This is a genomic window from Marinomonas epiphytica, from assembly GCF_054780655.1.
In genome coordinates this window covers 78,430-104,424 of sequence record NZ_BAAGVX010000004.1, presented here as the reverse complement: position 1 = coordinate 104,424, position 25,995 = coordinate 78,430, and the positions used below count along the sequence as shown (strand labels likewise).

At 43.4% G+C, this 25,995-nt stretch carries 25 protein-coding genes; 11 read left to right on the top strand and 14 right to left on the bottom strand.

Translation table 11 applies throughout. From position 1 onward, the window contains the following. The first annotated feature begins 95 nt into the window (after window positions 1-95). From ggt to ACYVGZ_RS02375, 3 genes are all read left to right on the top strand, one after another. On the top strand, window positions 96-1,847 hold the full coding sequence (gene ggt / locus ACYVGZ_RS02385) for a gamma-glutamyltransferase (RefSeq protein WP_460750675.1): 1,752 nt from the start codon (window positions 96-98) through the stop codon (window positions 1,845-1,847). A gap of 119 nt (window positions 1,848-1,966) precedes the next feature. Beyond that, complete coding sequence (locus tag ACYVGZ_RS02380) at window positions 1,967-2,902, top strand: AEC family transporter (protein ID WP_460750672.1); 936 nt, start codon at window positions 1,967-1,969, stop codon at window positions 2,900-2,902. 34 nt (window positions 2,903-2,936) lie between these two features. Continuing rightward, the gene (locus ACYVGZ_RS02375; protein WP_460750669.1) at window positions 2,937-3,377 is read left to right on the top strand and encodes an Lrp/AsnC family transcriptional regulator; all 441 of its coding nucleotides are present in this window, start codon (window positions 2,937-2,939) and stop codon (window positions 3,375-3,377) included. Window positions 3,378-3,385: 8 nt separating this feature from the next. Here the strand turns inward: ACYVGZ_RS02375 and speB are convergent, their stop codons facing one another. The 4 genes from speB to ACYVGZ_RS02355 form a co-directional block, all read right to left on the bottom strand. After that, on the bottom strand, window positions 3,386-4,198 hold the full coding sequence (speB, locus tag ACYVGZ_RS02370; RefSeq protein ID WP_460750666.1) for an agmatinase: 813 nt from the start codon (window positions 4,196-4,198) through the stop codon (window positions 3,386-3,388). A 16-nt stretch (window positions 4,199-4,214) separates the two neighbouring features. Beyond that, window positions 4,215-4,961, bottom strand: coding sequence for a transporter substrate-binding domain-containing protein (locus tag ACYVGZ_RS02365; RefSeq protein WP_460750663.1), 747 nt, complete (start codon window positions 4,959-4,961; stop codon window positions 4,215-4,217). 190 nt (window positions 4,962-5,151) lie between these two features. Next, window positions 5,152-5,979, bottom strand: a complete 828-nt coding sequence (gene galU, locus ACYVGZ_RS02360; protein WP_460750660.1) for a UTP--glucose-1-phosphate uridylyltransferase GalU — start codon at window positions 5,977-5,979, stop codon at window positions 5,152-5,154. A gap of 98 nt (window positions 5,980-6,077) precedes the next feature. Next, on the bottom strand, window positions 6,078-6,959 hold the full coding sequence (locus ACYVGZ_RS02355; RefSeq protein WP_460750657.1) for an ArgP/LysG family DNA-binding transcriptional regulator: 882 nt from the start codon (window positions 6,957-6,959) through the stop codon (window positions 6,078-6,080). A gap of 92 nt (window positions 6,960-7,051) precedes the next feature. Between ACYVGZ_RS02355 and ACYVGZ_RS02350 the strand changes: the two genes are divergently transcribed. Further along, window positions 7,052-7,660, top strand: a complete 609-nt coding sequence (locus ACYVGZ_RS02350) for a LysE/ArgO family amino acid transporter (RefSeq protein ID WP_460750654.1) — start codon at window positions 7,052-7,054, stop codon at window positions 7,658-7,660. Window positions 7,661-7,672: 12 nt separating this feature from the next. Here the strand turns inward: ACYVGZ_RS02350 and ACYVGZ_RS02345 are convergent, their stop codons facing one another. Next, window positions 7,673-8,956, bottom strand: a complete 1,284-nt coding sequence (locus tag ACYVGZ_RS02345) for an MFS transporter (RefSeq protein ID WP_460750651.1) — start codon at window positions 8,954-8,956, stop codon at window positions 7,673-7,675. Between the two features lie 245 nt (window positions 8,957-9,201). Here ACYVGZ_RS02345 and ACYVGZ_RS02340 point away from each other — a divergent pair, with 245 nt between their 5' ends. Then, window positions 9,202-9,906 carry a GntR family transcriptional regulator gene (locus tag ACYVGZ_RS02340; protein ID WP_460750649.1) on the top strand — a complete coding sequence of 235 codons (705 nt, stop codon included), beginning with the start codon at window positions 9,202-9,204 and terminating at the stop codon, window positions 9,904-9,906. Window positions 9,907-9,925: 19 nt separating this feature from the next. On the opposite strand, the gene ACYVGZ_RS02335 is transcribed toward ACYVGZ_RS02340, so the two are convergent. Genes ACYVGZ_RS02335 through ACYVGZ_RS02320 form a run of 4 tightly spaced genes read right to left on the bottom strand, consistent with a single transcriptional unit; the run spans window position 9,926 to window position 15,767 of the window. Next, the gene (locus ACYVGZ_RS02335) at window positions 9,926-11,188 is read right to left on the bottom strand and encodes an amidohydrolase family protein (RefSeq protein WP_460750646.1); all 1,263 of its coding nucleotides are present in this window, start codon (window positions 11,186-11,188) and stop codon (window positions 9,926-9,928) included. After that, window positions 11,188-13,671: a branched-chain amino acid ABC transporter ATP-binding protein/permease gene (locus tag ACYVGZ_RS02330; protein WP_460750643.1), complete on the bottom strand. Its 2,484-nt coding sequence runs from the start codon at window positions 13,669-13,671 to the stop codon at window positions 11,188-11,190. Before ACYVGZ_RS02330 ends, ACYVGZ_RS02335 begins: the two co-directional genes overlap by 1 nt. Beyond that, complete coding sequence (locus ACYVGZ_RS02325) at window positions 13,668-14,537, bottom strand: branched-chain amino acid ABC transporter permease (RefSeq protein ID WP_460750640.1); 870 nt, start codon at window positions 14,535-14,537, stop codon at window positions 13,668-13,670. Before ACYVGZ_RS02325 ends, ACYVGZ_RS02330 begins: the two co-directional genes overlap by 4 nt. 45 nt (window positions 14,538-14,582) lie before the next feature. Continuing rightward, window positions 14,583-15,767 carry an ABC transporter substrate-binding protein gene (locus tag ACYVGZ_RS02320; RefSeq protein ID WP_460750637.1) on the bottom strand — a complete coding sequence of 395 codons (1,185 nt, stop codon included), beginning with the start codon at window positions 15,765-15,767 and terminating at the stop codon, window positions 14,583-14,585. 159 nt (window positions 15,768-15,926) lie between these two features. Here ACYVGZ_RS02320 and ACYVGZ_RS02315 point away from each other — a divergent pair, with 159 nt between their 5' ends. Further along, entirely contained in the window at window positions 15,927-16,337 is a 411-nt protein-coding gene (locus tag ACYVGZ_RS02315; protein ID WP_460750635.1) for a nuclear transport factor 2-like protein, read from the top strand. Between the two features lie 59 nt (window positions 16,338-16,396). Here the strand turns inward: ACYVGZ_RS02315 and choV are convergent, their stop codons facing one another. The 4 genes from choV to betI form a co-directional block, all read right to left on the bottom strand. Next, window positions 16,397-17,581, bottom strand: a complete 1,185-nt coding sequence (gene choV / locus ACYVGZ_RS02310; RefSeq protein WP_460750632.1) for a choline ABC transporter ATP-binding protein — start codon at window positions 17,579-17,581, stop codon at window positions 16,397-16,399. Window positions 17,582-17,584: 3 nt separating this feature from the next. After that, a complete protein-coding gene (gene choW, locus ACYVGZ_RS02305; RefSeq protein ID WP_460750629.1) occupies window positions 17,585-18,430 on the bottom strand; it encodes a choline ABC transporter permease subunit in 846 nt (281 codons plus the stop codon). 69 nt (window positions 18,431-18,499) lie between these two features. Continuing rightward, complete coding sequence (locus tag ACYVGZ_RS02300; protein WP_460750626.1) at window positions 18,500-19,435, bottom strand: choline ABC transporter substrate-binding protein; 936 nt, start codon at window positions 19,433-19,435, stop codon at window positions 18,500-18,502. A 53-nt stretch (window positions 19,436-19,488) separates the two neighbouring features. Beyond that, entirely contained in the window at window positions 19,489-20,112 is a 624-nt protein-coding gene (gene betI, locus ACYVGZ_RS02295) for a transcriptional regulator BetI (RefSeq protein ID WP_460750622.1), read from the bottom strand. A 509-nt stretch (window positions 20,113-20,621) separates the two neighbouring features. On the opposite strand from betI, the gene ACYVGZ_RS02290 reads away from it, so the two are divergent. From ACYVGZ_RS02290 to ACYVGZ_RS02270, 5 genes are all read left to right on the top strand, one after another. Beyond that, window positions 20,622-21,776 carry a MalY/PatB family protein gene (locus ACYVGZ_RS02290; RefSeq protein WP_460750619.1) on the top strand — a complete coding sequence of 385 codons (1,155 nt, stop codon included), beginning with the start codon at window positions 20,622-20,624 and terminating at the stop codon, window positions 21,774-21,776. Between the two features lie 56 nt (window positions 21,777-21,832). Beyond that, on the top strand, window positions 21,833-22,225 hold the full coding sequence (locus ACYVGZ_RS02285; protein ID WP_460750617.1) for a DUF1801 domain-containing protein: 393 nt from the start codon (window positions 21,833-21,835) through the stop codon (window positions 22,223-22,225). 38 nt (window positions 22,226-22,263) lie between these two features. Next, window positions 22,264-23,046, top strand: coding sequence for a sterol desaturase family protein (locus tag ACYVGZ_RS02280; protein WP_460750614.1), 783 nt, complete (start codon window positions 22,264-22,266; stop codon window positions 23,044-23,046). A 39-nt stretch (window positions 23,047-23,085) separates the two neighbouring features. After that, window positions 23,086-23,739, top strand: a complete 654-nt coding sequence (locus ACYVGZ_RS02275; protein ID WP_460750612.1) for a YceH family protein — start codon at window positions 23,086-23,088, stop codon at window positions 23,737-23,739. A gap of 63 nt (window positions 23,740-23,802) precedes the next feature. Continuing rightward, on the top strand, window positions 23,803-24,843 hold the full coding sequence (locus ACYVGZ_RS02270; protein WP_460750610.1) for a Gfo/Idh/MocA family protein: 1,041 nt from the start codon (window positions 23,803-23,805) through the stop codon (window positions 24,841-24,843). Window positions 24,844-24,930: 87 nt separating this feature from the next. On the opposite strand, the gene ACYVGZ_RS02265 is transcribed toward ACYVGZ_RS02270, so the two are convergent. Then, window positions 24,931-25,722 carry an inositol monophosphatase family protein gene (locus tag ACYVGZ_RS02265; protein WP_460750607.1) on the bottom strand — a complete coding sequence of 264 codons (792 nt, stop codon included), beginning with the start codon at window positions 25,720-25,722 and terminating at the stop codon, window positions 24,931-24,933. Window positions 25,723-25,995: the final 273 nt, after the last annotated feature.

The window sequence follows — 25,995 nt, the reverse complement described above, 5'->3', positions numbered from 1 at the left end:
CCATGCTTTAGTATTTTGTTCTTTCTGAATGCAAGCGCTTGCTCTATAGTTGTTTTTTAGGTTTTCTCGGCAACGATAATTAGAAGGAATTAGTAATGAAATTTGCAGGTAAAACGTTAGTACTGGCTATGGGAATGGCCTTGTCTCAATGGGGCTTGGCAAGTGGACAAGCAGCCGACCAGTTTGACCCAGAAGCAGCCAGTGCCATAGAGCAGAAGCAGCTGGTAAAAGCGAATAAATTTATGGTAGCTGCAGCCAACCCCAAAGCAGTAGAGGCTGGTTATAAAGTATTGCAAAAAGGCGGTACAGTAATGGATGCCTATGTAGCGGTACAAACGGTGTTGGGTTTGGTGGAGCCACAGTCTTCTGGTTTAGGTGGCGGGGCGTTTGCTGTGTATTACGATGCCACTACGCAACAGCTTACTACTTTTGATGGTCGAGAAACTGCCCCGCAAGACGTTACCCCAGAGCTATTTCAAAACGCCGACGGCTCAACGATGAAGTTTTACGATGCAGTAATAGGTGGCCGTTCAGTGGGCACACCAGGTACAGTGGCCTTAATGCAAAAACTCCATGATGAGAAAGGCACACTAGCATGGGAAAGCTTGTTTGAGCCTGCCATAGAACTTGCGGAAAACGGCTTTGTTGTGTCTCCTCGACTGTCGTCTGCTATTGCTGCAACGCAAGACTCTTTGTCTAAATACCCTGCTACCAAAGCCTACTTTATGGACGTATCAGGCCAACCTTTGGCTACCGGCACTGTGCTAAAAAATAGACCTTATGCGCAAACGCTGAGGCTAATAGCTCAACAAGGAGCGGATGGTTTTTATCATAGCCATATCGCTCAAGACATTGTAGACACGGTACGTTCAGCCGCAGATAACCCAGGGCGTTTAGGGCTGAACGATTTTGCCTCATATCGAGTGAAAGAGCGGCCTGCGGTATGTATGCCATACGAGCAATTTGAGGTGTGTGGTATGGGGCCGCCTAGTTCAGGGGCGCTAACTGTCGGGCAGATTTTAGGCATTACTTCTCAGTTTGACCTGAAAAGTATGGGGCCAGACTCCGCACAAGCCTGGCAAATCATTGGAGATGCTTCCCGCCTTGCCTTTGCGGACCGAGGACGTTACATGGCTGATACAGATTTTGTTCCAATGCCAGAAGGCTTGCTTGACGCCGCGTATTTAGCTGAACGCGCTAAGCTTATTCAGCCGGGCAAAGCGTTAACAGAAGCAACTGCGGGTCAACCACGTTGGGAGAAGCGCCTAGCACTAGCGGATGATCAGTCCATTGAGTTTCCGAGTACCAGTCACATATCCATTGTGGATTCGCAAGGTAATGCCTTGTCGGTTACCACAACCATTGAGAATGGTTTTGGGTCACGTTTAATGAGCAATGGCTTTTTGTTAAACAATGAATTAACCGACTTTTCCTTTGCTTCTTACAAAGACGGCATGCCCATTGCCAACCGCATTGAGCCAGGTAAGCGCCCACGTTCTTCTATGGCGCCAACCATCGTTATGAAGAATGATCAGCCTTACATGGTGGTTGGTTCTCCAGGAGGGTCGCGCATCATAGGGTATGTTGCTAAAACCCTCATTGCTCATACCCAGTGGGGCATGGATGTACAAAGTGCTATTTCATTACCTAATATGCTAAATCGCTTTGGAACATTCGATGTGGAAAAAGGTTCGGCAGCTGAGCATTTAGTGCCAGCTCTTGAAGACATGGGCGTAAAAGTTTCGGTGCGTGACCTTAATTCAGGGTTACAAGGCATCGTGATGGAAAATGGCACCTTGTTAGGAGGAGCAGACCCACGCCGTGAAGGAACCGTGATGGGCGATTAAACAGCTCTTACTCTAAACTCTTAAACGGCTCTTTGGAGCCGTTTTTTTATGGTGACCTTTTGGCTCGCTGCTTTTACTATAGGGGGAGTTATGGCGTATTTAACACAAAAGGATGACCTGTGTTTTCTCTTTCATTAACCATTTTACCCGTATTTTTATTGTTACTAGTAGGGACCCTTTGCCAGCGTTTACGTTTTCCTATGGAGGGCTTTTGGTCAGGGGTAGATAAACTCAGCTATTGGGTACTGTTTCCTGCCTTGTTATTTCATAAAACCTCGCAGATTGATTTCTCAAACCCCTTGCTGGTCAATTACGCCTTAGTGCTTATTCTAGCTCTATTGTTTTGCTCTGGAGTTGTGTTGTTACTGGCTAAACTGACTCATGAGCCAGCGCCTGTGGCGTCGTCTATGTTACAAGCGGGAGTGCGCTTTAACACCTTTATTGTGTTGGCCTTGGCGGGTAGCCTCTATGGTAATGAAGGGTTAGTCATGGCGGCACTTGGTGTGTCGGTTCTTATTCCCGCTGTGAACGTGTTTTTAGTAGTGAGTATGGTATTAATGCATGGTCAGTCTAGTTCGTCTAATGGCCTGATTCGTTTGGTTACAGGGGCCTTAGTTCGTAACCCTCTGGTGATCGCGATTGCGTTAGGGAGTGCCAGCAATTTATTGGGCTTACCCCCCATATTGTTAGTTTCCGATGTGATCGCTATGTTGTCTCAAGCTGCTTTGCCAATGGTGTTGTTGGCGGTTGGGGCGAGTGTTCAGCTAGATGCTATTCGCTCGGTTGGGCGCTCTTTCGTACTGTCTTCCATTACCCGCTTTGCCATTTTTCCCGTGGTCATCGGTATGCTGTGCTGGGTATTGGGAATAAAGGGACTTGCTGCTCAAGTGGCTATTTTGTTTGGGGTGGTTCCAACCGCAACTTCGGCTTATGCATTAGCACGGCAGCTGGGTGGCGATGCCGAAAAAATGGCCGCTTATATTGCTTTGCAGACCATCTTGTCAGCGCTTACGGTTCCCTTCAGTGTCTGGTTAAGCCTGCAAGTGTTTGTCTAATTAGTTTTCCATTAGTGTTTTTTTTGAGGTGCCAATGCAACTAGATGAAAAAGATAAGAAAATCATAGCATTATTACAGTTAAATGCGCGTACCTCGCTGGCGGATATTGCTCGTCAAGTTTACTTAGCAAGATCAACTGTACAAGAAAGGATAAAGCGCTTAGAGCAAGCTCAAGTAATTGAAGGCTATTCTTTGAAGCTGAATACAGAACAATTGCAACAAACAGGTATTCTTAGCCGAGTAGTACTGAGTGTTAAGGCAGTTAACTTTAACAAGGTAATTGCCTCACTTGAGTTAATGAGTGAGGTAAGGTGCTGTGAAAGCATTAGTGGAAAATTTGATCTAATGCTGGAAGTTCATACTGGTACTCCAGATAAACTTGATCGACTAGTAGAAAGAGTTGGCGCACTACCCGGGGTAGAGCGCACCGAATCGAGTATTATTTTGCGTCGTTTTTTCGAACGAGCAATATAAGAAACGAACTAACTTACACAGTCTCTTAGCATTAAGCCTGCGATTTCTTTATAGAATTTAGCGCACACCATAGCGGTCATGCCATTAATGTCTCTAGTGGGGTTATATTCAACAATGTCTGCTCCAACTACAGGTACTTCAATACCTTGTAAAATGGTTAGAATTTCTCTCACACTTAGCCCCCCTGGCTCATGATGGGAAACGCCAGGCGCATAGGCTGGATCGAGTGCGTCTAGGTCTAACGATATATATAAAGGGCCTTCTAAATTCAACTTTTTACCCGTTTGCCAATTTTTCATTTCATGTACTTCCACTCCAAACTTATTGGCTTGGCTTTTTTGGTGGTCGTTTAAGGTGCGGATACCTACTTGAGTGAGTCTAGTGGCTAATTTGCTTTCCATAATACGGGCAAAGGGGCAAGCGTGGGAATGCTTATTACCCAGCAGAACATCGTATAAGTCTGGGTGAGCATCGAAATGCAAAATATTGAGTTTTTTGTATGTCTTAGCAAGTGACTTGATCAGAGGGTAAGTGATCGAGTGGTCGCCGCCAAGCGTTAAAATTTTATGACCTTGTTTAGTGAGCGTGTCGGCTTGTTTTTCAATTGCTTCAAATGCTTGGCTTTCAGAATCCCAGCGGACATCACCTGCAAAATGGATTTTAGGATTCTTTCCAACATTTATGCCCATTTCGGCGGTTGTGTTAGCAGAGCCATTATATATTGCATCACGAATAAGAGCAGGGGCTTGCGCAGGGCCTCGTAAATGAGAAGAGTTGAAGTCTAGTGGTACGTTAAGCACCGATAAAGCGGAGTAATTCATTGTAGCTGTCTCCATGTTAGTAAATATTAAATGGGAAGTATTTACGATTAATTTTTTGGTAGGTGCCATTATTCACAATATTGTGTATTGCTTGGTTGAATTTTTGTTTTAGGCTAGAGCCTTTTTTGACAGCTACAGCCACTTTGTCGTTAATGTCGATATCTTCGCCTTTGAACTCAAAATCTTGATTGTCTAGTGTCGATGAAAGCCAGTGATAAGCCGGAAATTTATCTGAAAGAAGTAGGTTTATTCGTCCTGCTTTGAGGTCAAGATAAGCTTGTTCTTGGGTATCGTATAACTTGAGTTGGGATTGCTCGGCATAATGCTCTTCCAAATATTGACTGGATACAGTGGAACGATAAGCTCCCAGTACTAAGCCAGTAAGTTGGTTCGCTTTAAAGTCAAAAGCTTGATCTTTTGGGCCTATGAAAGCTAGCACATTGGAATAATAGTGATCACTAAAGTCTACGACTTTTGAGCGCTCTTTGGTGACAGACATGGAAGAGATAACAGCGTCGAATTTGCCAACCTGCAAACCAGGTATCATACCATCCCAAGCTTGCGAAATGATTTTGCAATCGGCTTTCATTTCAAGGCAAAGGGCGTTGGCAATATCGACATCAAATCCGAAAAGTTCTCCTTGGGCATTTACCTCTGCAAAAGGTGCGTAAGAACCATCAATCGCGATACGTATTTTTTGTGCATGCAGTTGAGTGGAAAAAGCAGTACCTATTAATAGGCAAGTGGTAAGTAATCTCTTCATCGTTTATTCTCTTTTAGTTAGACGAAGAGTAAGTGTGGGGGAGTTTGTAGGCCGGTAACTACCTACAGATTAACTAAAATATTTATCATACCGTCGATTTGACGGCGAAAAGGCGTATTTTATTGTCGCTTGAGGTAAACATAGACAGAGTATCAGCCGGCATTAATTTACACCGGCTGAGAAAGTGAGATTAACTGTCTTTGTAGATGTTCTCATAAACGTGGTTAGTGGCTTCTACAAAACCGTCAACACTACCACAGTCGAAGCGCTTGCCTTTAAATTTGTAAGCCAGTACACAGCCTTCTTGGGCTTGCTGTAGGATAGCATCGGTAATTTGTACTTCGCCGTTACGGCCCGGTTCAGTGGTACGAATTTTTTCGAAAATATCTGGTGTAAGAATATAGCGACCAATGATGGCTAAGTTCGATGGTGCGTCTTCCTTGTTTGGTTTTTCAACCATGTCTGTCACACGGTAGAGCCCGTCCAACATGGATTCACCTTTGATTACACCATATTTGTGCACTTCATCTTCTGGCACTTCTTCAATGGCTACAATGGTGCAGCGGAACTGGTTATAGAGTTTAACCATTTGCGCCATCACGCCATCATCTTCACCGAAACATAGGTCGTCGGCAAGTACCACACCAAAGGCTTCGTCACCGATCAAGGGCTCGCCCGTTAAGATCGCGTGTCCTAGGCCTAACATGTTGTTTTGGCGGATGTAAGAAAAGTTGATGTTGTTCATCAAGTCACGAATACCTGCAAGATATTTTTCTTTGCTGGTTCCTGAGATTTGGTGCTCTAGTTCGTAACTCACGTCAAAATGGTCTGCGATGGCACGTTTGCCACGTCCTGTAACAAAAGTAACGTTACTAAGGCCTGCGGCAGCCGCTTCTTCAACACCGTATTGAACGAGTGGCTTATTTACGATCGGTAGCATTTCTTTCGGCATGGACTTGGTGGCTGGAAGGAAGCGCGTACCATAACCAGCAACGGGAAATAAACATTTACGAATCATTTTGCATCCTTAATATTTTTGCACTAAATAATGGCTGTCGTTTTAAAATACCAGCCATTTGTGACTATTTATATCATGTTTAGCACTTTTATAGTGCGTCAGTTTAAAGCAATTTTTGTGATATTTAATATCACCTTGGTTAAATCATCTACCACACCTGAATTGAGCTCATACCAGTGCCAGTACATGGGAACACTCAGGTGTCGATCAGGCAATAACGACACTAATTTGCCTGTAGATAGCTCATTTTTAACCTGTACCCTAGGGACTAAAGCACAGACTGTGCCACCCAAAACCAGCTGTACAAAGCCATGGGAAGAGGGATACCAGTGGCAGTTGTCACTATTTTGAGCTACACCAAGGCACTCTTTTTGGTATTGGCTCCAAAGGTCATCGTGCTTATCGAATGTTAAAGAAGGTGCTTGAGCTAGGCTTTGAATGGTTATTTGGTTATTTAAAGACTCTTCTATAAAGCTGGGTGTTGCGACCAGTTCATAGATCATGTTGCCGATGAACAAAGATTTACCGCCGGGTACAGGGGTACCAATGTCGCTAAGGCAGGCAATCACTTCCCCCGTTTTTAGCTTTTCACGGGTTAACGCTTGGTCTGTGGCCTGTAAATGCAGTTTATTGGCGCTTATTTTTGAAAACTCCGTGACGACTTCGGGAAACCAGGTTGCGAGTACATCGTTACTGGCGGCTAAATGAATAGGCTGACTATGCATGGTTTGTTGCCAATTCAGCGTCAGGTTATCTTCAAGTAATGACACTTTATTGATATGGGCGAGTAACTGTTCACCTAATGGGGTGGCGACAACGGGCCTGGCGCGAATGACCACCGGGCTACCATAGCTAGACTCTAGCTTCTTGATTGCCTGAGAGACTGCTGATTGAGTTAGGTTCAAAGATTGGGCAGCTTTCTCAAAACTTTGAAACTGTAATACTGCCTTAAGGCAGGAAAGGGCTTTGTAATCCAACATAAGAATAACTAATAAAGTTTAATTTTAATTAATTTAAATTTATATTTCGTGTTGCGTATTATCAAGACCTGTTTGAATAAAGAGGTAGGATTATGTTGGCTTTTATGAGTGGCGCGATTACAGGTGGCGGTTTAATTGTCGCAGTAGGGGCACAAAATAGCTTCTTGCTTGAGCAGGCGCTCAAACGGCATTACGCGTTCCCTTTGGCGCTATTGTTTATTCTCAGTGATGCGCTATCCATCATGCTTGGGGCATTTGGCGTTGGCTTACTGATCCAGTCTAATGAATGGTTGCTGGACGTGTCACGTTGGGGCGGTGTGCTTTTTTTAATCTGGTTTGCTTACACAAAATGGCGTGCGTCTTTTATGGATGAGTCACTCATCCTGAAACAGTCGACGATGCGTTTAGCCGTGGGGCCCTTGCTTGTGATGAGCCTTGCTGTGACTTGGCTGAATCCGCATTTTTATTTGGATACCATGATTTTAATGGGCAGCCTAGCAAACCAGTGGCAAGGTGCGAAATGGGACTTTGTCTTAGGTGGCATTAGCGCTTCAATTGTTTGGTTTTTAGGCTTGGCTCTGGTTGGCAAATTGTGTGCCCCTTGGCTGGAAAAAGCCTCATTCTGGCGTTGGTTTAACCGTTTAAATGCTTTGTTGATTTGGGCTATTGCCGCAAAAATTGCTACTCAGCCTATAGGCTGAGTAGCATAGAGATTAAAGCTTGATCTCGACTTCGTGAACTTCCTCTTCTGGTGTGATTGAAGAGTCGGCTTCTACCAACATTTCTGCAGTTGCAATGGGGCTGACAGCCAGGGCCACTTGAATTTGATCCCCTTGCTCTTCGATGTCCATAGGGGGTTGTACTTTAATTCGGTAGGCTGAAACGAGCGCGACCAGAACATTCATTGAAGCAATAAACCAAAATAAAGCTTCAATACTAAAAATATCCATAAAGACGGCGGCAACTAAAGGTCCTAACATGCCCCCCAGACCGTTAAGCAATATCATGCCACTTGAAGCAGAGAGGATCTGTTCAGGGCGCAACTGGTCATTCATGTGCGAGGAAGCAAGAGAATACATAGGGAAGGTAAAAGCTCCCACAGTGAACATACCAAACATCATGATTAAACGGTTATCCATACTGGAGCCAAATGGCACAATTAACGCTGTAATGCCTCCAACAACACCTACCCACAGAATAGTCACTCGTCTATCCTGTCGGTCAGAAAGCATACCAATAGGCCACTGCAGCACCATGCCACCAATGTAGCTGGCCCCTATAAATAGAGAGATTTCCCCAACTCCCATGCCAATGCTTTTGGCGTATAAAGCCCCAAGCCCCAACAAAGCGCCTGAGGTGACACCCGCGATGGTTACCCCTGTTACCCCAAGTGGCGCGGTTTTAATTAGCCCCATGATATTGAGCCTTTCAGGAATGCTAATGGTAGGTGAGGGAGTCCTTACTAACAACAAAGGCACCAAGGCCATTGAGATGAGTACAGAGGTTAAAATAAAGAGCCCAAACCCACTTGGAGAAGCGGTGTTCAGTAATACCTGCCCTAAGGTTTGGCTGGCCCATATTTCAATAATATAGATAGAAAAAAGGCGGCCACGAGTTTTGTTGGTGGCAATGTCGTTGAGCCAGCTTTCTGTCACAATAAACAAGCCTGCATAGCATAAACCTGTGCCCATTCGCATGAGCATCCAGAACCATGGGTCTACCACAACAGACTGTAATAAAATGGTGATAGAAGCCAGCGACGCTACAGCAGCAAATACCCGGATGTGGCCAACGTTTTTTACCCAGTTTGGTACCAATAAGGAACCAATGATAAAACCGAGAAAATACGCCGACATGATCAAACCGGTTGCCGTTGTATTAAAAGATTCAATCGATGCACGAATACCAATCAAAGAGCTTTGTAAGGCACTGGCCATAGTTAAAATGGCAATACCAAAAAGGAGGCTCCAAATAGGAAAAAGAGTCTGCTTAAGCATACGGCATCCTTAGTTGCTTGGTCAGAAAATTGGCGAAATTTAATACAGCGTAAAAGTCGCAGACTATACCTAGCCAAGTCCTGAATGCAATGTTTTTTAAGCAAAAAAGAAAATCATTGTGATGAGTCAAACAAAGCTTGATTATGATCAAAACTATAGCTAGCAACTTGCTAGCTATAGTGCAATATCTATATTGACTTGTATAATAGGCTTTATAATTTTTGCTCAATAGGGTTTGTCCTCTCATGGTTCAGCTAGTCAAAAAAACACCAGTGAATAAAAAAGCTGCCGTCGAACAGATTATCAACACTTTGTCTCAAGCGATTGCCCAGCATAAGTTAAAGCCAGGGCAAAGGTTGGTGGAAGCACAAATTGTGGATGCTCTTAAGGTGAATCGTAATCATGTTCAAGCAGCCCTACAAAGGTTGGCGCTTAATCGGATAGTCACCATTGAACCGAATCGAGGGGCTTTTGTTGCACAGCCAAGTGCACAAGAAGCAAAAGAAATTTTTGCGGCTAGGAGAGCCATTGAACGAGGTATTGTTGAGAGTATTAGTGCCAAAACAATTAAACAGAATTGGCAAAGAATTGAAGCTCATATGGTTTCGGAAAAAACCGCTACCGAAGGCGATGATCGTCAAATTATCGTTGCTAAACTGAGTGACTATCACCGCCTATTAGCGGAAATTTGCGGAAACCAAGTTCTCAAAGAAATTTTTGATAACTTAATGGTAAGAAGCTCACTTATTGTCGCTTTATATCAAAGGAACGATATTCCCTCATGCCAACATCACGAGCATCAAGAGGTAATTGAAGCTTTGCAAAATGATGATCAAGCGTTGGCAGTGGATATAATGATGCAGCATTTACATCATTTAGAATCTGAACTTGTGTTAGATGAAAGCCAGGAGCCTGAATTGGATCTAGCGGAGGCTTTACAGCGTATTTAAAGGCTGGCTCCTAGCGTTTTCAAGTCTGTATTATCTGGCCATTATCTCTTTGATAAGTAATCCGTCCTGCTTTCATTCCCATAGTTGGTAAGCTGATCGTTGCAATCACGTCGGCGGCAGATTTCGATTCATAAAAATGAATGTCTGCTTTTTTACCGATTGCGAGACCGTAATCTTTAAGGTTAAGGATTTTGGCTGCGTCTGAACTTACCCATTCCATGCATTTCTTGAGTTCGTGATTGGTTGCCAGTTGCGCAACATTGGCATACAAGTTGGCTTGGCGTATTTGAGAGACATCCCCAAATGGAGTAAATGGGTTCTCGATATTATTACTGGATATTGAGCAAATGACTCCCAATGGGGCAATTTTGTGAATTGGAGCGACCCCTCTTGGTTGTAAATAATCACTGTCTCTTGCGGTTAGAAATAAATCTGTACTCGGTAGAACGGTCACTTGAATACCTGCTTGCGCCATTTGTTTTGCTAGGTCAATGAGAATGGCAGGAGGGAGCGCAGAGAGTTTGGTTACATGTCCAACAGTGACACGATTTTGGTATTGATGTTTCTTTGTTTGCTTAATAACCTCAGTCAACCCCATATTGGAGGGCTCAAGATCAAAATCGAGATGGAAATCTAGGTCAACATCGAATTGTTTAGCCAGTAGGAAAAGGCTAGCAATTTGCTTATTAGGAGCAGTATCAGTGTAGGGACAGCCGCCTAGTAAGTCTGCCCCAGACCTGAGTGCCTCCTCTAGTAGTGCGTATGTCCCTGGGTTGTTGTTCAAGCCTTCTTGTGGGAAAACGCAGATTTGTAACTCAATTGCCCAAGCGTAGTCCAGTTTTAGTTGCTGAATTGCCTTAAACCCGACTAAGCCAATAATCGGATCAATTTCTACATGTGTTCGCATATAAGACGTCCCATGCAGAATCGCTTTTTTAATTACTTTCTCACCACGTTGGTAAATATCTTGGTAGGAAAAATTCTTTTTTGCTAAAGCTGTTTGAGTAATTGCTTCAGTGAGTGAACCTTCATGTAGTGAGCAACGTGAAGCAATGCAGGCTTTGTCCAAATGAATGTGCGTTTCTATCAAGCCCGGGAGCAGCAATTGTTTTTGTGCATCGATGAAATCGCCCTCCTGCTTATGATCAAAAAGTTTGCTCAACTCGACCTCTTGCTGAGCATAAATTTCTGCAATATAGCCGTTACAAATATGAATCACATTAAGGCCATCAAGCCCTTCTAAATAGGCATTATAAATGATGAGGGTATCTTTATTAGACATTAAGCACCCCCCATATACGCTTGTATCAGTTGCTCGTCGCTCATTAGGTTTTTAGCTGTATCTTGTTTAACGATTTTGCCTGTTTCAAGAACGTAAGCACGGTCTGCAATCTGTAAGGCGAGGTTTGCCATTTGGTCTACTAAAAGTATGGTAACACCATCATCTCTTAGTGCAGCTAGTGCATCGTACAGCTCGCCAATCATTGATGGGGCCAGTCCAAGGGACGGCTCATCAAGCAGTAGGATGTTAGGTTTCGCCATTAAAGCGCGACCAACAGCTACCATTTGTTGCTCGCCTCCTGATAGCAAACCTGCTTGCGAGTGTATTCTGTCTTTTAATCGTGGGAAGCGGTTGAGAATATTGGCAATCTCTAACTCATAGTCGACTTTATCTGTTCGAGAGTGAGCGCCCATGATTAAGTTATCTTTTACGGACAACTGCCCAAAAAGCTGTCGGCCCTCTGGTACTAGAGCTAACCCTAGATGAGCAATTTCTTCGGCAGGCAAATCGTGAATGTATTGATCATTTAATCCAATTTGGCCTTTAATGGGACGCTTGAGCCCAGATAAGGCTTGTAAAATACTACTTTTACCCGCGCCATTAGCGCCTAAAATAGCAACTAATTCACCTGGATATATCACTAGGTTTGCATCTTGCACAACAGGAGCAGCACCGTAATCCACGGTAAGGTTTTTACAGAAAAGAACGGCATCTTTTTGACCCTGCCAAGCTTTTTCTCTCGGTTGTGCCTGGTAATCTGTCCCCCCTAAATAAGCGGAAATGACCGCCGGGTTCTTCTGTATATCTTCTGGTAAGCCATGGGCGATGGGGCGGCCTGCATCAAGTACAAGAATTTCATCGCTGATTCCCATCACAAGCGGCATGTCGTGCTCTACAAGAATAACCGCTATGCCAAAACCTGCGATTATGCTTAATAAACTGGCCAGTTTGTCTGTATCTTCTCGACTCAGCCCCGCAGCGGGCTCGTCTAGTAATAACACCCAAGGTTGGCTTGCTAGAGCTCTAGCGATTTCGACTAGGCGGCGATCAACATGTGGAAGATCTTGTGTTGGTGCATGAATAGAGCCGCTGTATCCAACAAATGCTAATAGGTTAAGCGCTACTTCTCGTTGACCTAGTTTCTCTGATAAAAAAGGGTGGCCAAGTTTTCCCTTCTGCATAGCAGACAGAACATTTTCTAAAACGGACATCTCTTCAAAAAGCTGGCTTGTTTGATATGTTCTTGATATTCCTGCGCGCGCAATTTTATAGGCATCAAGGCCTGACAATTGTTGGTCTAAAAATATACGCCCCTGATTAGGCTGGTAAAAACCACTAATCATATTTAGCACTGTCGTTTTTCCAGCCCCATTGGGTCCAATAATACTGGTGATTTTGCCAAGGTGGGCTTCAAAACTGACATTTTGAGCCGCTTTAACGCCTCCGAACTGTATACCTATTTGATCAACAGTTAAGCCTAATACATCATGTTTATTCCGTTTATAGAAGTGTTGTAATAACTCTTTATTGGCTTTTTCGGGGGCAAACTCCATTTTTTGCCTTGTGAGTTTTTTCTGAATTTCTCCAACTATGCCTTTTGGGGCTCCCCATAAAACTATCAGAAGCAAAGCTGCGAAAATAAGTAATCGATATTCAGCTAATGGTGATAGTACTTCCGGTAAAATGACGACAATAAGAGCCCCTAATACTGGTCCCCAAAGTGTTCCTGTACCACCTAGTATAACCACCAAAACAAATAGGATAGACTGAGAAAATGGAAAAGTACTTGGGCTAATAAATAACATTAGTGGTGGCAGTATTGCGCCTGCTAGCCCTGTTAGTGCAGCAGATAAAGCAAAGGCCAGAGTTTTACTCAACACCGGATTAAAACCTAATGAGCGAGCAGCAATTGGAGATGATTTAACCGCCCGCATTGCCTTACCCCAACCACTGTCATAGAAGTATAAATAGCCGAGTAAAGCGCCTGCTAGTAATAGCATCGAAGTTAGAGCCAGCAAAACATTTATGTCTAAATTGCCTAGTTCCGGCATGGGAATTCCCATTAAGCCGTTTGCTCCCCCAGTTAAACCGCGCCATTCAATTAAGCTATGATGAATAATAAACGCAAAGGCTATGGTGATCATGGCTAAGTAAGGGCCGCTTACCCTAAGAGCAGGAATAGCGAGAATTGCCCCTATAGCCGCGCAGATTAACGCGGCTAAAAACATTGCAATAGGAAAGGGTAACCCGGACATAAGCAACAATGCACTAGCATAAGCACCAATGGCATAAAAAGCGATATGTCCAAAGCTAATTTGACCGCTCATGCCCATTAAGACGTTAAGACCCACACCGACAATAGCGGTTAACAGGAATAGAGAGAAGAGCAGTAATGAGTAGCTATCCAAAGAAAAGCATAAGAATAAGCCTAAGCATGTAAATAAACTTATCTGAATAAGAGAAAGGCGTTTGTTAGACATCATACTTTAACCACCTGTCCGCGCCCAAACAATCCATTAGGTTTAATGGCGAGCGCAATAATAACGAGAGAAAAGGTAATAATTTGAGTGAAAGCAGAGCCAAAATAGATAGTTACGATGGCTTCTGTTAAACCAAATAGGAGTCCTGCGACAAACACCCCATGAGCACTGGCAATCCCCCCAAGAATAGCAACGGCAAAGGCTTTAAGCCCAAACAAGGTTCCCATATCGGAATGAACGGCAAACAATGGTGCTATTAAAATTCCGGCAATGGCTGCAAACAGAGTAGAAATAGCGAAGCTAATAGAAATAACTCGTGTAACCTTAATGCCCATTAGCTGTGCAGATTTTGGATTTTGTACACAGGCTTGCAACACTTTGCCCAGCCTTGTGTATTGACGAATGGCGACTAGTGCAAAAGCAATAAATAACCCGATTAGAGGGATTAACATTTGTAGTAACGATAAGTTAGTCCCAAATACTTCCAAGCTGATGTTGGCAAACTCACTGGTAAATTGACGAGGTTCTTTACCAAAGGTAAATAAGGTTAAGTTATCAACCAATATTCCACCTGCGACCGTCGCCATTAACCAAGCATCAGATCCTCGACTAGCAAATGGGCGAACTAAAAAGCGTTCTATAGCAAGTCCGTATATTGCACAGATAACCAAGGTTAAAAAGAAGGCCACTAGATAAGGTAGCCCCCAAGTGATACATAGAGTGTAAGCCCATACTGCGCCTATCATCATGGCGCTACCTTGAGCAAAGTTCACAGTGTTGTTCACTATGTAGGTAATGTGGAAACCGAGAGCAAGCAAGGCATACATACTGCCTAGCCCGAGACCGGTGAGAATAGCGGTTGTTAACATATAAAGCCTCTAGCGTTAAATGGGCGTCCTTGCCACAAAAGGTCGTTATTGCACAGGAATGATTTGGTCATCAACAAAGTGTGTGAAAACATAATCATTTGGCCCGATTGCGTCGTGTTGTGCTGGGCTGAATGGGGTAGTAAAGTTTTTAATAAGGCCTTCATAACTTGTGATGTCGTAGTAGCCATCACGAATATCCTTACCTTTCGTTGAACCTGCTTTCTCAATAGCAATTGCGGTAAGATGAAGGGCATCGTAAGCGTTAGCAATGCCAACAGCGGGTGTTACATCGGCTGTTGATTTAATTTCTGGATATTTTTTCTGTAACGCTGAGAAAACGTCGCCGCCTTTACCTGATTCCGTGTCTGTAAAGACGAAGGTTTGAATAAAGTGCACTCGATCAGCCGTTGCACCAGCCAGTTCGCCAAATCGGCCACCTGCTGGTCCCCAGTGAGAAACGACTGGTACGTCCCAGTTCATCTTCTCAAGAGATTTTACGACTTGCGCAGATGGCGCTACGTTCGCCACCATTAATAATGTATCTGTGCCTTTTTCTTTTAGTCTACTCAGTTGCGGGACCACATCTAAATCACTGGACTCAATACGTTCTATACCCGTATAGCTTATACCGCGTTTATCAAGTGCTGCTTTGAAACCTATTTCGTTTGATTCGCCCCAAGGATTGTTGATTAGAATCATGCCTGGCTTCTGCATCTGGTAGTTATCAATGCTGTACTGCACAAGCGCTTCATCAACAATTTCATCAACGGCTGATACGCGGAAAACATAGTTATCTTTTGCACCATTTTGAGTGATTGGCGTACCAGCGGCCCATACTCCCATAAAAGGAAATTTCATTTGGTTTGCCAGTGGGACGATAGCCATTGAAACAGGTGTATCCAGACCACCAAAAAGTACGGCAACTTTTTCCTTTTGTACTAACTCTCGTGCGGCAAGAAGGCCCTTAGAGGGGTTGCTTTCATCGTCCCGACGAACCAGCTCTAATGGACGACCTAGGACACCACCTTTAGCGTTCACTTCATCAATCGCTATTGATAAGCCACGTGTAATTGCTTCTCCCGATTTGGCTGATTGACCAGATAGTGCAGCCACTAAGCCAATTTTGATCGGTTCCGCTGCTTGAACTTGAAACGCACCTAAGAGTAACAAACTGCTACTTGTTACGGTGACGGCTTTGGTAATGCTTTTTTTAATTTCAGATAAACGCATAAAATCCCCTCTTTTATTTAATTGCTAGCTATTGTTTAATTATTGCTAGCAATATGGGTGCCAATAAAAAAACCATGTTTTTAGAGCTTTTTTGCACTTCTATGAGACATAAGTGTTTTTTGTGCACGTTTTTTAAACAAAATGTTAGGGAGTGAGAGAATGAATGCCAAAATAGAGCAAGCTGTAAAAATTGTCAGTGAATTTTTAGAGGCATCAATGGCACCAGATCCTATTAAAGCTGCGACCTATATGAGTGACAATGTGAAGATCACTTTCACAGGACGCAGAGAAATGGCAAATGCCACAGAAATTACGGCTTTTAATAAGTCGCGGTATGAGTGGGTCAAAAAATCGATCAAGCAATATGACGCAGTAGAAAAGGACGATCATTGCGTTGTGTATTCGATTGGTTACTTGTATGGGCAATGGCCAGATGGCAGAGCGTTTCATGGAAACCGCTATACCGATCGATTTGAAGTGAAAAATGATCTGATTACCAAAATGGATGTGCTGAACGATAGCGCAGAATGGATTTTGGAACCGAGCATTAATAGAGCAGTAGAAGAATAAAAAGTGATTATTAAATAACCCAGCCAAGCTGCTTGCGCTGTTTGGCTGGGTTATTTAGGTTACTCTTTTTGGCCCTTAAAGTGCTTGCCAAGCAAGGCGTGGTAGAGGTTATTATGGGTGAGTATGCCTTGGCATTGCCCTGCCTCTTCTAGGATCAAAAACTGTCCTGATTGGTATTGAATTTCAACCGCATCTCGCATGCTAATGGTTAATGGTACTCGCACTGCATGATGAGGCAAGAGTTGGTTTATATCATCACCTTGCTGCCATTGGCTGGTGGGGATTTCACCATCAGCGCCATGGACCTTAAGTAGCTGACCTTGAGCTATTTCTAGCTTTGTTTTGTCATTAACTAAAAACATGCCTTCTTTAGTTGGAAGTTCGTTCAGCTGGGTCATCAAAGAGCGCCCCGCAAGCACGTTTAGAGGGTTGGTATGAGCAACAAACTTTTCAACGTACTCGGTGGCAGGGTTTAAGACGATTTGTTCAGGTTCGTCTTGCTGAATGATTTGCGCTGACTCCATGATTGCAATCCGGGTGCCTATTTTTAGCGCTTCATCAAGGTCATGACTCACAAAGATAATGGTTTTATTGAGCGTTTTTTGCAGTTCAATGAGTTCATCCTGCAGTTGCGAGCGAATTAATGGGTCTAGCGCGGAGAAAGGCTCGTCCATCAGTAAGACATCCGTATCCATCGCAAAAGCACGAGCTAAGCCAACCCTTTGTCGCATCCCCCCCGACAGTTCGTCGGGCTTTTTGTTGGCCCATTGATCAAGGCCTACCATTTTAAGCTGGGCTCGCGCTTTGGCTAAGCGCTCGTCTTTACTAAGGCCTTGCATTTCGAGTCCAAACGCGACGTTCTCTAACACAGTTAGCCAAGGCATGAGAGCAAAACTTTGGAATACCATAGAAACACGGCGAGTGCGCATGTGTCTGAGATGTTGCTCATCACACTCTGCCATATTTACCATACTCTCACCATCTCTAACGAAACAGCGGCCACGAGCAATTTTATTCAGGCCGTTAATGGCGCGTAGTAAGGTAGATTTGCCGGAGCCAGATAACCCCATTAGTACGCAAATTTCACCTTCTTGTACTTCAAGGTTAGCGTTTTGCACCCCAACCACATCACCGGTTAAACCAAGTATGTCGGCACGAGTTTTACCTTCATCCATTAACGCTAAGGTTTGCGAAATCTGCTCGCCAAACACAATGTCGAGGTTTTCAATTTTTACTACTGCCATGATCTAGCCCTCGTTACGTTTGGTGGGAGTTTTACAAATTCGGTCCAGCATAATGGCGACTAATACAATAGCGATACCGGCTTCAAAGCCTTGAGAAATGTTCACTGTGTTTAGTGCTCGTACAACGGGTTTTCCTAACCCATCAGCACCGACCAATGCCGCAATGACAACCATAGATAGTGACAGCATGATACATTGTGTAACGCCCGCCATGATGCTAGGTAATGCAGAAGGCAGTTCCACTTTATAAAGCAATTTTGATTTACTACAGCCAAACGCTAACCCTGCTTCACGCAATTCATTTGGCACAGAGCTAATACCTAAATACGTTAAACGAATTGGAGCCGCAATGGCGAAAATGATGGTGGAAATTAACCCTGGTACATAGCCTAAACCAAATAAAATTAAGGTCGGAATGAGGTAAACAAACGTGGGTATGGTCTGCATTAAGTCCAAAAGCGGGCGTAATAAAGTATAAAGCCAAGGTCGATGAGCCGCGGCAATTCCAATCGGTACACCAATGATGACACTAATAGTGGTAGCCGTAATAACCAGCACTAAGGTTTGCAGTGTTTCGACCCAATACCCCATATTAATGATCAGAAGTAGTGACGCAGCAATAAAGACAACTAAACCTAGGTTTCTGTGTAGTAGCCAAACGCCCAGTAATATAGAAGCAATCACACCTAGTGGGTGAATCCACTCTAAAGTGTCAACCAAGGTGATTATAAGAGTTTCAAGGGTAATGGATATAAAGTCAAAAAATGTTGCTGCAACATCTACTAACCAATCGACAAAGTACTCCATCCATGAGCCAAGAGGGATTTTGTGATCCGTCAGCCAATTCATTGTGTTCTCCAGAGAATAGAATAAAACCCCACCTTCACTTTATGTGAAGTGGGGTTTGTTGATAAGAAATTATAAACCTAGGTGGGATTTCACGGCTTTTAAGCCGTTGTCGCCAGAGACTGTTGTGACACCTTTTAGCCAAGGTTCAATAGCGGAAGGGTTTGCTTTAAGCCAGTTTCTGGCCGCTTCTGCTGGCTGTTTGTTGTCATTAAGAATGGCCCCCATGATTTCGTTTTCCATTTTCAATGAGAACGTTAGGTTGGTAACCAATTTACCTAGGTTTGCACACTCTTCAACAAAACCTTTACGAGTGTTGGTATGCACATTTGCACCACCATAGTTAGGGCCAAAGTAATCGTCACCACCTGCTAGGTATTCCATCTCAAAGTTTGCATTCATTGGGTGTGGGGCCCAACCCAGAAAGGCAATCCACTTATCGCGGCGAGCGCTGCGGCTTACTTGAGAAAGCATACCTGCTTCACTGGATTCAACCAGTTGGAAGTCTTCTAGACCAAAGGCGTTGCTATCAATCATGTCTTGAATTAGGCGGTTACCGTCATTGCCGGGTTCTATGCCATAAATTCGGCCTAAAAACTCGCGGCGGTACTTGGCAAGATCAGCAAAAGTTTTTACACCACCATCGTAAGCGCTTTTACTTACGGCCAATGTGTATTTAGCGCCCAGCAAGTTTGGTCCTAAGTCTTCTACTGTTCCTGCCTCTACGTAAGGGGCGATATCTGCTTGCATGGTAGGCATCCAATTTCCAAGGAATACATCTACATCACCATTGGCAAGGGAGGAGTAGGTTACTGGTACAGAAAGTAATTGAGTTTTAGATTTATAGCCAAGACCTTCTACTAGTTCTGTTGCTACTGCAGTGGTGGCTGTTATGTCGGTCCAGCCCACATCTGAAAAAGTAACGGAAGAACATTGGGCCGCATAAGTCAGGCTAGTGACACTGCTAATGGCTACCGCAAGGGTGGCTTCCTTTAAATTGGAAATCATAGCTTCTCCTAGTTTTAAATTATTATTCGAGACATGAGCCAAAGCTCTATGCTTTAAAGACAAACTGCTGAGCTGCTATTCGATCCGTGAATAACGTCCTCTTTATATTCTAGTTCTAAATATTGATAAATTTGTTTCAGGGTTGTTGTTTTATCAATTCCACCGTTTAGGGAGCCGCGAAGCCACATGCCATCGATTAGAGCTGAAAGGGTTGAAGCAATGTTTCGTGCTTTATAAAGCTCAAAATCTTTTTTAAGTTCTACGACCAAAACGGTTTGTAAACGTCGTGAGTAGACTCTCTGTAAGCGAAATAACCCTGGTGTGTGCATTGATGCAGCCCAAAAACCGATCCATGCTTTGACTACTTTAGGGCGTGTTTGTGACTGACTAAAGCTCGCCTTAGTAATTGCCATGACCTTAGCTTTAGATGAAGAATTGGCTGTTTGTTGTAATTGGGATTGCAGGTCTTCAAAAAACTCCCGAATCAAACTTTTCATAGTTTCTTCGAAAAGCCCACTTTTACCGCCAAAGTAGTGATTAATAATTGCAGGAGATACGCTGGCATTTTTACCTATTACACTAACTGTAGCGCCAGCGACACCAAAATCGTCGATGGCTTTAATGGTGGCCTCAATGAGCTGAGGCTTACGAATGATGTCCATTCCAACTTTAGGCATAATAAATTCTTTTTTAACTAAACATTTAATTAAATATATATTAGGCCGCTTTATAGAAGTGGGTCAACCTTTTAGAGGTATAAATATTAGAGTTCAAATGGATTTTCTTTTCGAAGGAGTGGTGTTTATTAAATACGTAGGCCTTGGCTATGGCGCTTGATGGTAAAAGGCTTGCTGGAACTATTAAGGCAGGCACGAACAAGCCCACTGGCTTCAGCATGTGGATAAAACTTTATTACTCGAGGCAAGCTTTGAAGTCCAACATTGAACATATTGGCAAGAAGATTAACAAACAATAAAAAGTGTTTAGCCCACGCCCTTCGGGTCTTTCAGAGAAACGGCCTCTCTGTGTTAAGAGTGATTGAAAGGTATTAACATTCCTGCTCACTCTTGCCTTGATAGACCGTTTCTCTGGCAAGACTGAAGTGCAGAAGACTTAATCGCATCTTCCTTAAGCTTGATGGTAATATTTCTTACTTGGCTGTAATTAGAATGAATAGGGAGAAGCTATGCACTTGTCGTCACAAGTGTTTGATGAATTGATCGATCGATCCAACATGAACAGTGATAAATGGGCTAAGTACCCTAAAGACGTCATTCCAATGTGGGTGGCTGATATGGACTTTGATGCACCGCAAGTCGTTAAAGAGGCAGTGGCTAAGCGTGTCGATGAAGGCGTGTTTGGTTATACCTATGCTCCTAAAGAGCTTACAGAAGGCATTATCGCGCATTTAAAAACACGATACGACTGGCAGGTTTCTGCATCTCAGTTAGTGCATTTACCCGGTTTGGTGTGTGCTTTGCATTTGAGTGTGCGTGCGTTAACTAAAAAGGGGGATGGTATCGTAGTCCCTGGCCCTGTTTATTACCATTTGACTAAAGCCCCCCTTGCTGCTGAACGTACGTTAAAGTCAGTGACCATGACCATTCAGCAAGGTCGTTGGTTACCTGACATGGAAGAGTTCGAGAAATTATGCGCTCAAGCGGATTCGAAAATGATTTTGTTATGTAACCCTCATAATCCTGGTGGCACCATGTACACTCGGGAAGAGTTACTAGCGATGCATGAGATTGCAAAACGTTATGACTTATTAGTGGTGAGTGACGAAATTCATTGTGATCTTATTTTAGATGAGATACCCCATGTTCCCTTTGCAAGCCTAAATGAAGACGCTGCTCAGCGTACCATTACCCTGATGGCACCAAGTAAAACATTCAACTTAGCAGGCCTTGCTTACGCTTTTGCTGTGATTACAAACTCTAAAATTCGTAACGCCTTCAGCCAAGCGGGCGCGGGCTTAGTACCATCCCCCAATTTGCTGGGAATGGAAGCTGCGAGTGCCGCTTTTAACCAAGGCCAGGCGTGGCACAAAGCCTTATTAAATTATTTGCAAGGGAATAGAGATTTACTGCAGCAGCGGCTCGCCAAAACACCTTTAAAAATGGCTCATTTACAAGCGACTTATTTGGCTTGGATAGATGTTTCTGAGTTAGGGTTGTCTGATCCTTACCGTTTCTTCCTAGATGCCGGAGTAGGTGTTTCAAATGGTAAAGATTTTGGCAATCCTAACTTTGTTCGCCTAAACTTTGGGTGTCCAAGGTCTCGACTTGAGCTTGCAATAACGCGCATTGAAAAAGCTTTAAAAACCCAAGGTTTTTCTTAAAAATCAAGTGCATATAAATGTTATGTCAGCAGAGTCGAATGAACGGTGAGGTGATTATGCTGACATACACAAATAAAGACACAGTAGATGATTATATTCGTCTTGCCAGCCCTGATATGCAGCAGGGTTTACGTGACATACTGGCTATAATGGGGCAAATTGCGCCTTCTGCGAAGCTAGTATGCGACCCTGGTATTCCTTTCTTTCAAGAAAATACTGGCTGGGTTTATGGCGTAGCGGCAAGGCATGACCACTATTGCGTGTATTTTTCCGACCCAGATATCAGTCCAGATTTTTACCAACGTTTACCCCAAGTTCAGTTTGGTGAAGGGTGTCTAATCATCCATCGTTTAGAGGAAGTGAATATTAATGTGTTGGCTGAACTTTTGGGGCAAATCAAAGTCCATTTCACAATGCATGAAAAAGAGCGAGCCCCGCTCTTACAATAGGTTCTGTCAACTTTAAATCAGACTGAAAGGCGATCTGAATGGATTTTAGCTTACGAGTTGGTGTGTTTTTCGCAGCATTAACCACTCTGTTGTTATGGCAATATCTGGCTCTGCGAAGCCCTTTGCCAAAGTGGCGAAAACGTTGGTGTCATAATCTTTTCTTACTGGCGTTAGGCGCTGTCTGTGTACGTTTAATTCAGCCAGCTTTGTTAAGCCTAGTTGCTGTTTCGAGCCCTGTTGGTTTAATCTGGGAAAATATCGGTATCCCCTCTATTGTATTGATATTAATAAGCATTTTTGCTTTGGATTGCCTGATTTATTGGCAACACCGGCTTTTTCACACCCTGCCTTGGCTGTGGCGTTTACACAGAGTACATCACACAGATGTTGAACTAGACATTAGCTCAGCAGTGCGCTTTCACCCAGTTGAAATTGCCCTTTCCTTGTTGATCAAATCGATAGCAATTTGGTGTTTAGGTGTGCCATTTGAAGCTGTCGTGTTGTTCGACATGTTGCTAAATGCATCGGCAATGTTTAACCATACGAATGCTCGTTTGCCTACACCGCTTGAACGACAAGTAAAAAAATTGGTTGTTACACCGGATATGCACCGCATTCATCATTCTCGTATTAACCAAGAAGCCAACAGCAATTATGGTTTCTTTCTGAGTATCTGGGATCGATTGTTTGCCAGTTATACGGAACGGGCTCAAGGTGGTGATCAAGCCATTAATATTGGTTTACCCAGTACTAAAAATTATGAAATTCGGTCCTTAAAAGAGTTATTATGGTTTCCGTTCAAGCGTTTTAATAACGAATAATACCCTGTAGATCGGTTTGTATGTCATTAAGGAGAGCCCATGAGCTACTTTGACTTAAGTTCTATAGAAATGCGTGTGATCGGTTGTCTTATTGAAAAAGAGATCACCACGCCAGATCAGTATCCGCTAAGTTTAAATTCTCTAACCAATGCCTGTAATCAAAAATCTAACCGTGAACCTGTAATGAATTGCAGTGAACTAGACGTGCAAGATGCTCTAGATGCCTTGATTGAGCGTAACCTAGTGACTGAAATTAGCAGTTTTAATAGCCGGGTGAATAAGTACCAGCACAGGTTTTGTAATACGGAATTTTCTGATTTGCAATTTTCTCCTGCAGAACTCGCCATTAATTGTTTGTTGTTTTTGAGAGGGGCGCAAACACCAGGCGAGCTAAGATCCCGAAGTGGGCGCTTACATAGCTTTAAAAGCCGTGAAGAGTCAGAACAAGCGCTACAAAGTTTGATTGAAAAAAGTGGCGGTCCTTATGTTCATAAACTGCCAAGAGAAACCGGTAAGCGAGAACAAAGGTATGTTTCCTGTTTGATGGAAAATTTTAATGAAGAGGACTTTCAGACTGCTGAACCCGTTAGTCAAAGTGAACCAGACTTAACGGCTCGCATAGAAGATCTAGAAACTAAGGTTCAATTCTTGTTAGATCGAGTGGCTGAGTTAGAGGCTGCAACTGCAAATTAAATAAGTGTCCAACCAACATAAAGCCTAGTTAGGGTATAGGGTTGTAGGCAAAAGGGGAAAACAATGAAAACAATTCGTTGGGGAATAATTGGTACAGGAAATATAGCGAGTGCCTTTGCGAAAGATTTCTCTTATTCGAAAAATGGTGAGTTAAGAGCCGTTGCTTCGCGTCATAAAACCAGCGCAGATCAATTTGCAGAGACATTCGATATTGAGTTGTCTTTTGTGGATTATTTTTCGTTGATCAACAGTACAGAAGTGGATGTTGTCTACATTGCCACGCCTCATACCCATCATTATGAGCTAACAAAAGCCTGTATCCTTGCCGGAAAAGCGGTGTTGTGTGAAAAGCCTTTCACCTTAAATGAAGCTCAAGCTCAAGAGCTTTATGATCTAGCGCAGGAACACCAAGTTTTTGTGATGGAAGCACTATGGGCTCGTTTTAATCCTGCTATTGAGCAAGCCATTGAATGGGTAGAAGAAGGAGAAATAGGCAGTTTACAGAGTATTCAAGCTAGCTTTGGTTTTGTTGGGCCAACCGACCCTAAACACAGATTGTTGAATCCTGAGTTAGGTGGCGGTGCTTTGTTAGATCTAGGCATCTACCCTGTGTTCCTTGCTCAACTGTTTTTTGGTAAGCCTGACTTTGTTCAGAATCAAGCGGTAGTGGGGGATACTAATGTTGATGTATTTGAACAAATCTTATTAGGCTGGGAAAGTGGTCAACTTGCTTCATTAGAAGCTTCTTTAATCTCTCAGCACCCCAATAAAGCGGTGTTGTCAGGCAGTCTGGGATACATCGAGCTGGATTCCCCTTGGTTTATGGCAAAATCCTGTCGGTTGGTCAAAGGTGAAGATCAAGAAAGAGCCGTTGAGTTTGACTTTCCAGGTTTAGGTTATCAGTTTGAGATAGAAGAGGTGAATCGCTGCCTTGAGGAAGGTTTACTTCAGAGCCCTAATCATAGTTGGCAAGATAGCCTGGATATTTTAGCCACCCTTGATGAAGTTCGCCAAGACATAGGAGTATTCTACCCAGGAGAGGAAAATTTTGATGAAAGCTCGGTGGTTGAGCATCATCATGAGCATCATCATCACAAACATTAGGTTCAAATAAAAAAAATCCCCGCCACTTGGTAAGGTGGCAGGGAAGTAATTTGCTTCATAAAGGGGTATGAAGTCTTTTAATTGCTATTACAGAGCAATGTGCTTTTTCAAAAGTGGTAGTAACGTTTTGAATAAGCGAGGGTTAGCACACAATACATCGCCTGTTTCAACACTGGTTGAGCCATCAAATGTGCCGAATAAGCAGCCCGCTTCTTTAGCAATGAACAAAGGAGCCTGCATTTCCCATTCTTGTAATTTGATTCCCCATGCTGCATCAATACGACCCGCAGCCACGTTAGTTAGCATTAAAGCAGGACTATCTTGCATGACCATGCGAGCACCGTGTTCGGCAACACTGGATAAAATTGCTAGTTGGCCATCTAGGTAAGGTAAAAGGCGATTCGTTGCAGGGAATTGAGCTGCAAGAGTGGCATTTTCAAGACCACGTGCGTTACCAGTACGAATACGGCTATTGTTTAGGTAAGCTCCACGGCCTTTGCTTGCGTAGAACTCGTCTTTAGTGAGTGGGTTGAGCACAACAGCGTGCTCTACTTTACCGGCAACTAGGTAGCTTAAAGTAATAACATGACCAGACAAACCACGGCTGAATAAATGTTGGCCTTGGATGGCATCAACAATCCATTGACCTTCTTCACCGGATTGTACATCGCCTTGTAGGCGCGTTGTAATGGTGTCAGCAGGGTAAGCTTTTTCAAGATGGTAAACAATGCTGCGTTCAGCGCCAGAACATACACTTAGATAGGCTTGTTCAGCCGATTGCCCTTGCTCTTTATCGAATAAAAGTTTTTCTTGAGAGTGTGCAATAAACTCTGCTGCAGCGCGGGCAGCTTTCAGCGCAATATTGATTCTAGGTTGCATAGTATACCGTCAAATAATCTGTAAAAAGTGATTATCGCTTAATGTTCATAAGCGATACGTTGCCGTTAAAGTGTTAAAGAGCGGACCCTAAGATCATTCGCAAATGTGCCTGCTTATCAAGATCTGAGTGTCATAAAATTAGGAAGCGGATTCTAGCCTAATAACGCTAATTTAGCTAGTGAATTTTTGATTGAAAACTGATCAGATAGCCGTTTTATCTTTAAAATCTGTTACTATGCAGCCCATGACAAATGAATAAAATTGGTGTCCAAA

What these genes read in the sequence shown, in the direction of transcription:
- ggt (WP_460750675.1), top strand. Translation starts at nt 96, where the DNA reads ATGAAATTTGCAGGTAAAACGTTAGTACTGGCTATGGGAATGGCCTTG.
- ACYVGZ_RS02375 (WP_460750669.1), top strand. Translation starts at nt 2,937, where the DNA reads ATGCAACTAGATGAAAAAGATAAGAAAATCATAGCATTATTACAGTTA.
- speB (WP_460750666.1), bottom strand. Translation starts at nt 4,198, where the DNA reads ATGAATTACTCCGCTTTATCGGTGCTTAACGTACCACTAGACTTCAAC.
- ACYVGZ_RS02365 (WP_460750663.1), bottom strand. Translation starts at nt 4,961, where the DNA reads ATGAAGAGATTACTTACCACTTGCCTATTAATAGGTACTGCTTTTTCC.
- galU (WP_460750660.1), bottom strand. Translation starts at nt 5,979, where the DNA reads ATGATTCGTAAATGTTTATTTCCCGTTGCTGGTTATGGTACGCGCTTC.
- ACYVGZ_RS02355 (WP_460750657.1), bottom strand. Translation starts at nt 6,959, where the DNA reads ATGTTGGATTACAAAGCCCTTTCCTGCCTTAAGGCAGTATTACAGTTT.
- ACYVGZ_RS02350 (WP_460750654.1), top strand. Translation starts at nt 7,052, where the DNA reads ATGTTGGCTTTTATGAGTGGCGCGATTACAGGTGGCGGTTTAATTGTC.
- ACYVGZ_RS02345 (WP_460750651.1), bottom strand. Translation starts at nt 8,956, where the DNA reads ATGCTTAAGCAGACTCTTTTTCCTATTTGGAGCCTCCTTTTTGGTATT.
- ACYVGZ_RS02340 (WP_460750649.1), top strand. Translation starts at nt 9,202, where the DNA reads ATGGTTCAGCTAGTCAAAAAAACACCAGTGAATAAAAAAGCTGCCGTC.
- ACYVGZ_RS02335 (WP_460750646.1), bottom strand. Translation starts at nt 11,188, where the DNA reads ATGTCTAATAAAGATACCCTCATCATTTATAATGCCTATTTAGAAGGG.
- ACYVGZ_RS02330 (WP_460750643.1), bottom strand. Translation starts at nt 13,671, where the DNA reads ATGATGTCTAACAAACGCCTTTCTCTTATTCAGATAAGTTTATTTACA.
- ACYVGZ_RS02325 (WP_460750640.1), bottom strand. Translation starts at nt 14,537, where the DNA reads ATGTTAACAACCGCTATTCTCACCGGTCTCGGGCTAGGCAGTATGTAT.
- ACYVGZ_RS02320 (WP_460750637.1), bottom strand. Translation starts at nt 15,767, where the DNA reads ATGCGTTTATCTGAAATTAAAAAAAGCATTACCAAAGCCGTCACCGTA.
- ACYVGZ_RS02315 (WP_460750635.1), top strand. Translation starts at nt 15,927, where the DNA reads ATGAATGCCAAAATAGAGCAAGCTGTAAAAATTGTCAGTGAATTTTTA.
- choV (WP_460750632.1), bottom strand. Translation starts at nt 17,581, where the DNA reads ATGGCAGTAGTAAAAATTGAAAACCTCGACATTGTGTTTGGCGAGCAG.
- choW (WP_460750629.1), bottom strand. Translation starts at nt 18,430, where the DNA reads ATGAATTGGCTGACGGATCACAAAATCCCTCTTGGCTCATGGATGGAG.
- ACYVGZ_RS02300 (WP_460750626.1), bottom strand. Translation starts at nt 19,435, where the DNA reads ATGATTTCCAATTTAAAGGAAGCCACCCTTGCGGTAGCCATTAGCAGT.
- betI (WP_460750622.1), bottom strand. Translation starts at nt 20,112, where the DNA reads ATGCCTAAAGTTGGAATGGACATCATTCGTAAGCCTCAGCTCATTGAG.
- ACYVGZ_RS02290 (WP_460750619.1), top strand. Translation starts at nt 20,622, where the DNA reads ATGCACTTGTCGTCACAAGTGTTTGATGAATTGATCGATCGATCCAAC.
- ACYVGZ_RS02285 (WP_460750617.1), top strand. Translation starts at nt 21,833, where the DNA reads ATGCTGACATACACAAATAAAGACACAGTAGATGATTATATTCGTCTT.
- ACYVGZ_RS02280 (WP_460750614.1), top strand. Translation starts at nt 22,264, where the DNA reads ATGGATTTTAGCTTACGAGTTGGTGTGTTTTTCGCAGCATTAACCACT.
- ACYVGZ_RS02275 (WP_460750612.1), top strand. Translation starts at nt 23,086, where the DNA reads ATGAGCTACTTTGACTTAAGTTCTATAGAAATGCGTGTGATCGGTTGT.
- ACYVGZ_RS02270 (WP_460750610.1), top strand. Translation starts at nt 23,803, where the DNA reads ATGAAAACAATTCGTTGGGGAATAATTGGTACAGGAAATATAGCGAGT.
- ACYVGZ_RS02265 (WP_460750607.1), bottom strand. Translation starts at nt 25,722, where the DNA reads ATGCAACCTAGAATCAATATTGCGCTGAAAGCTGCCCGCGCTGCAGCA.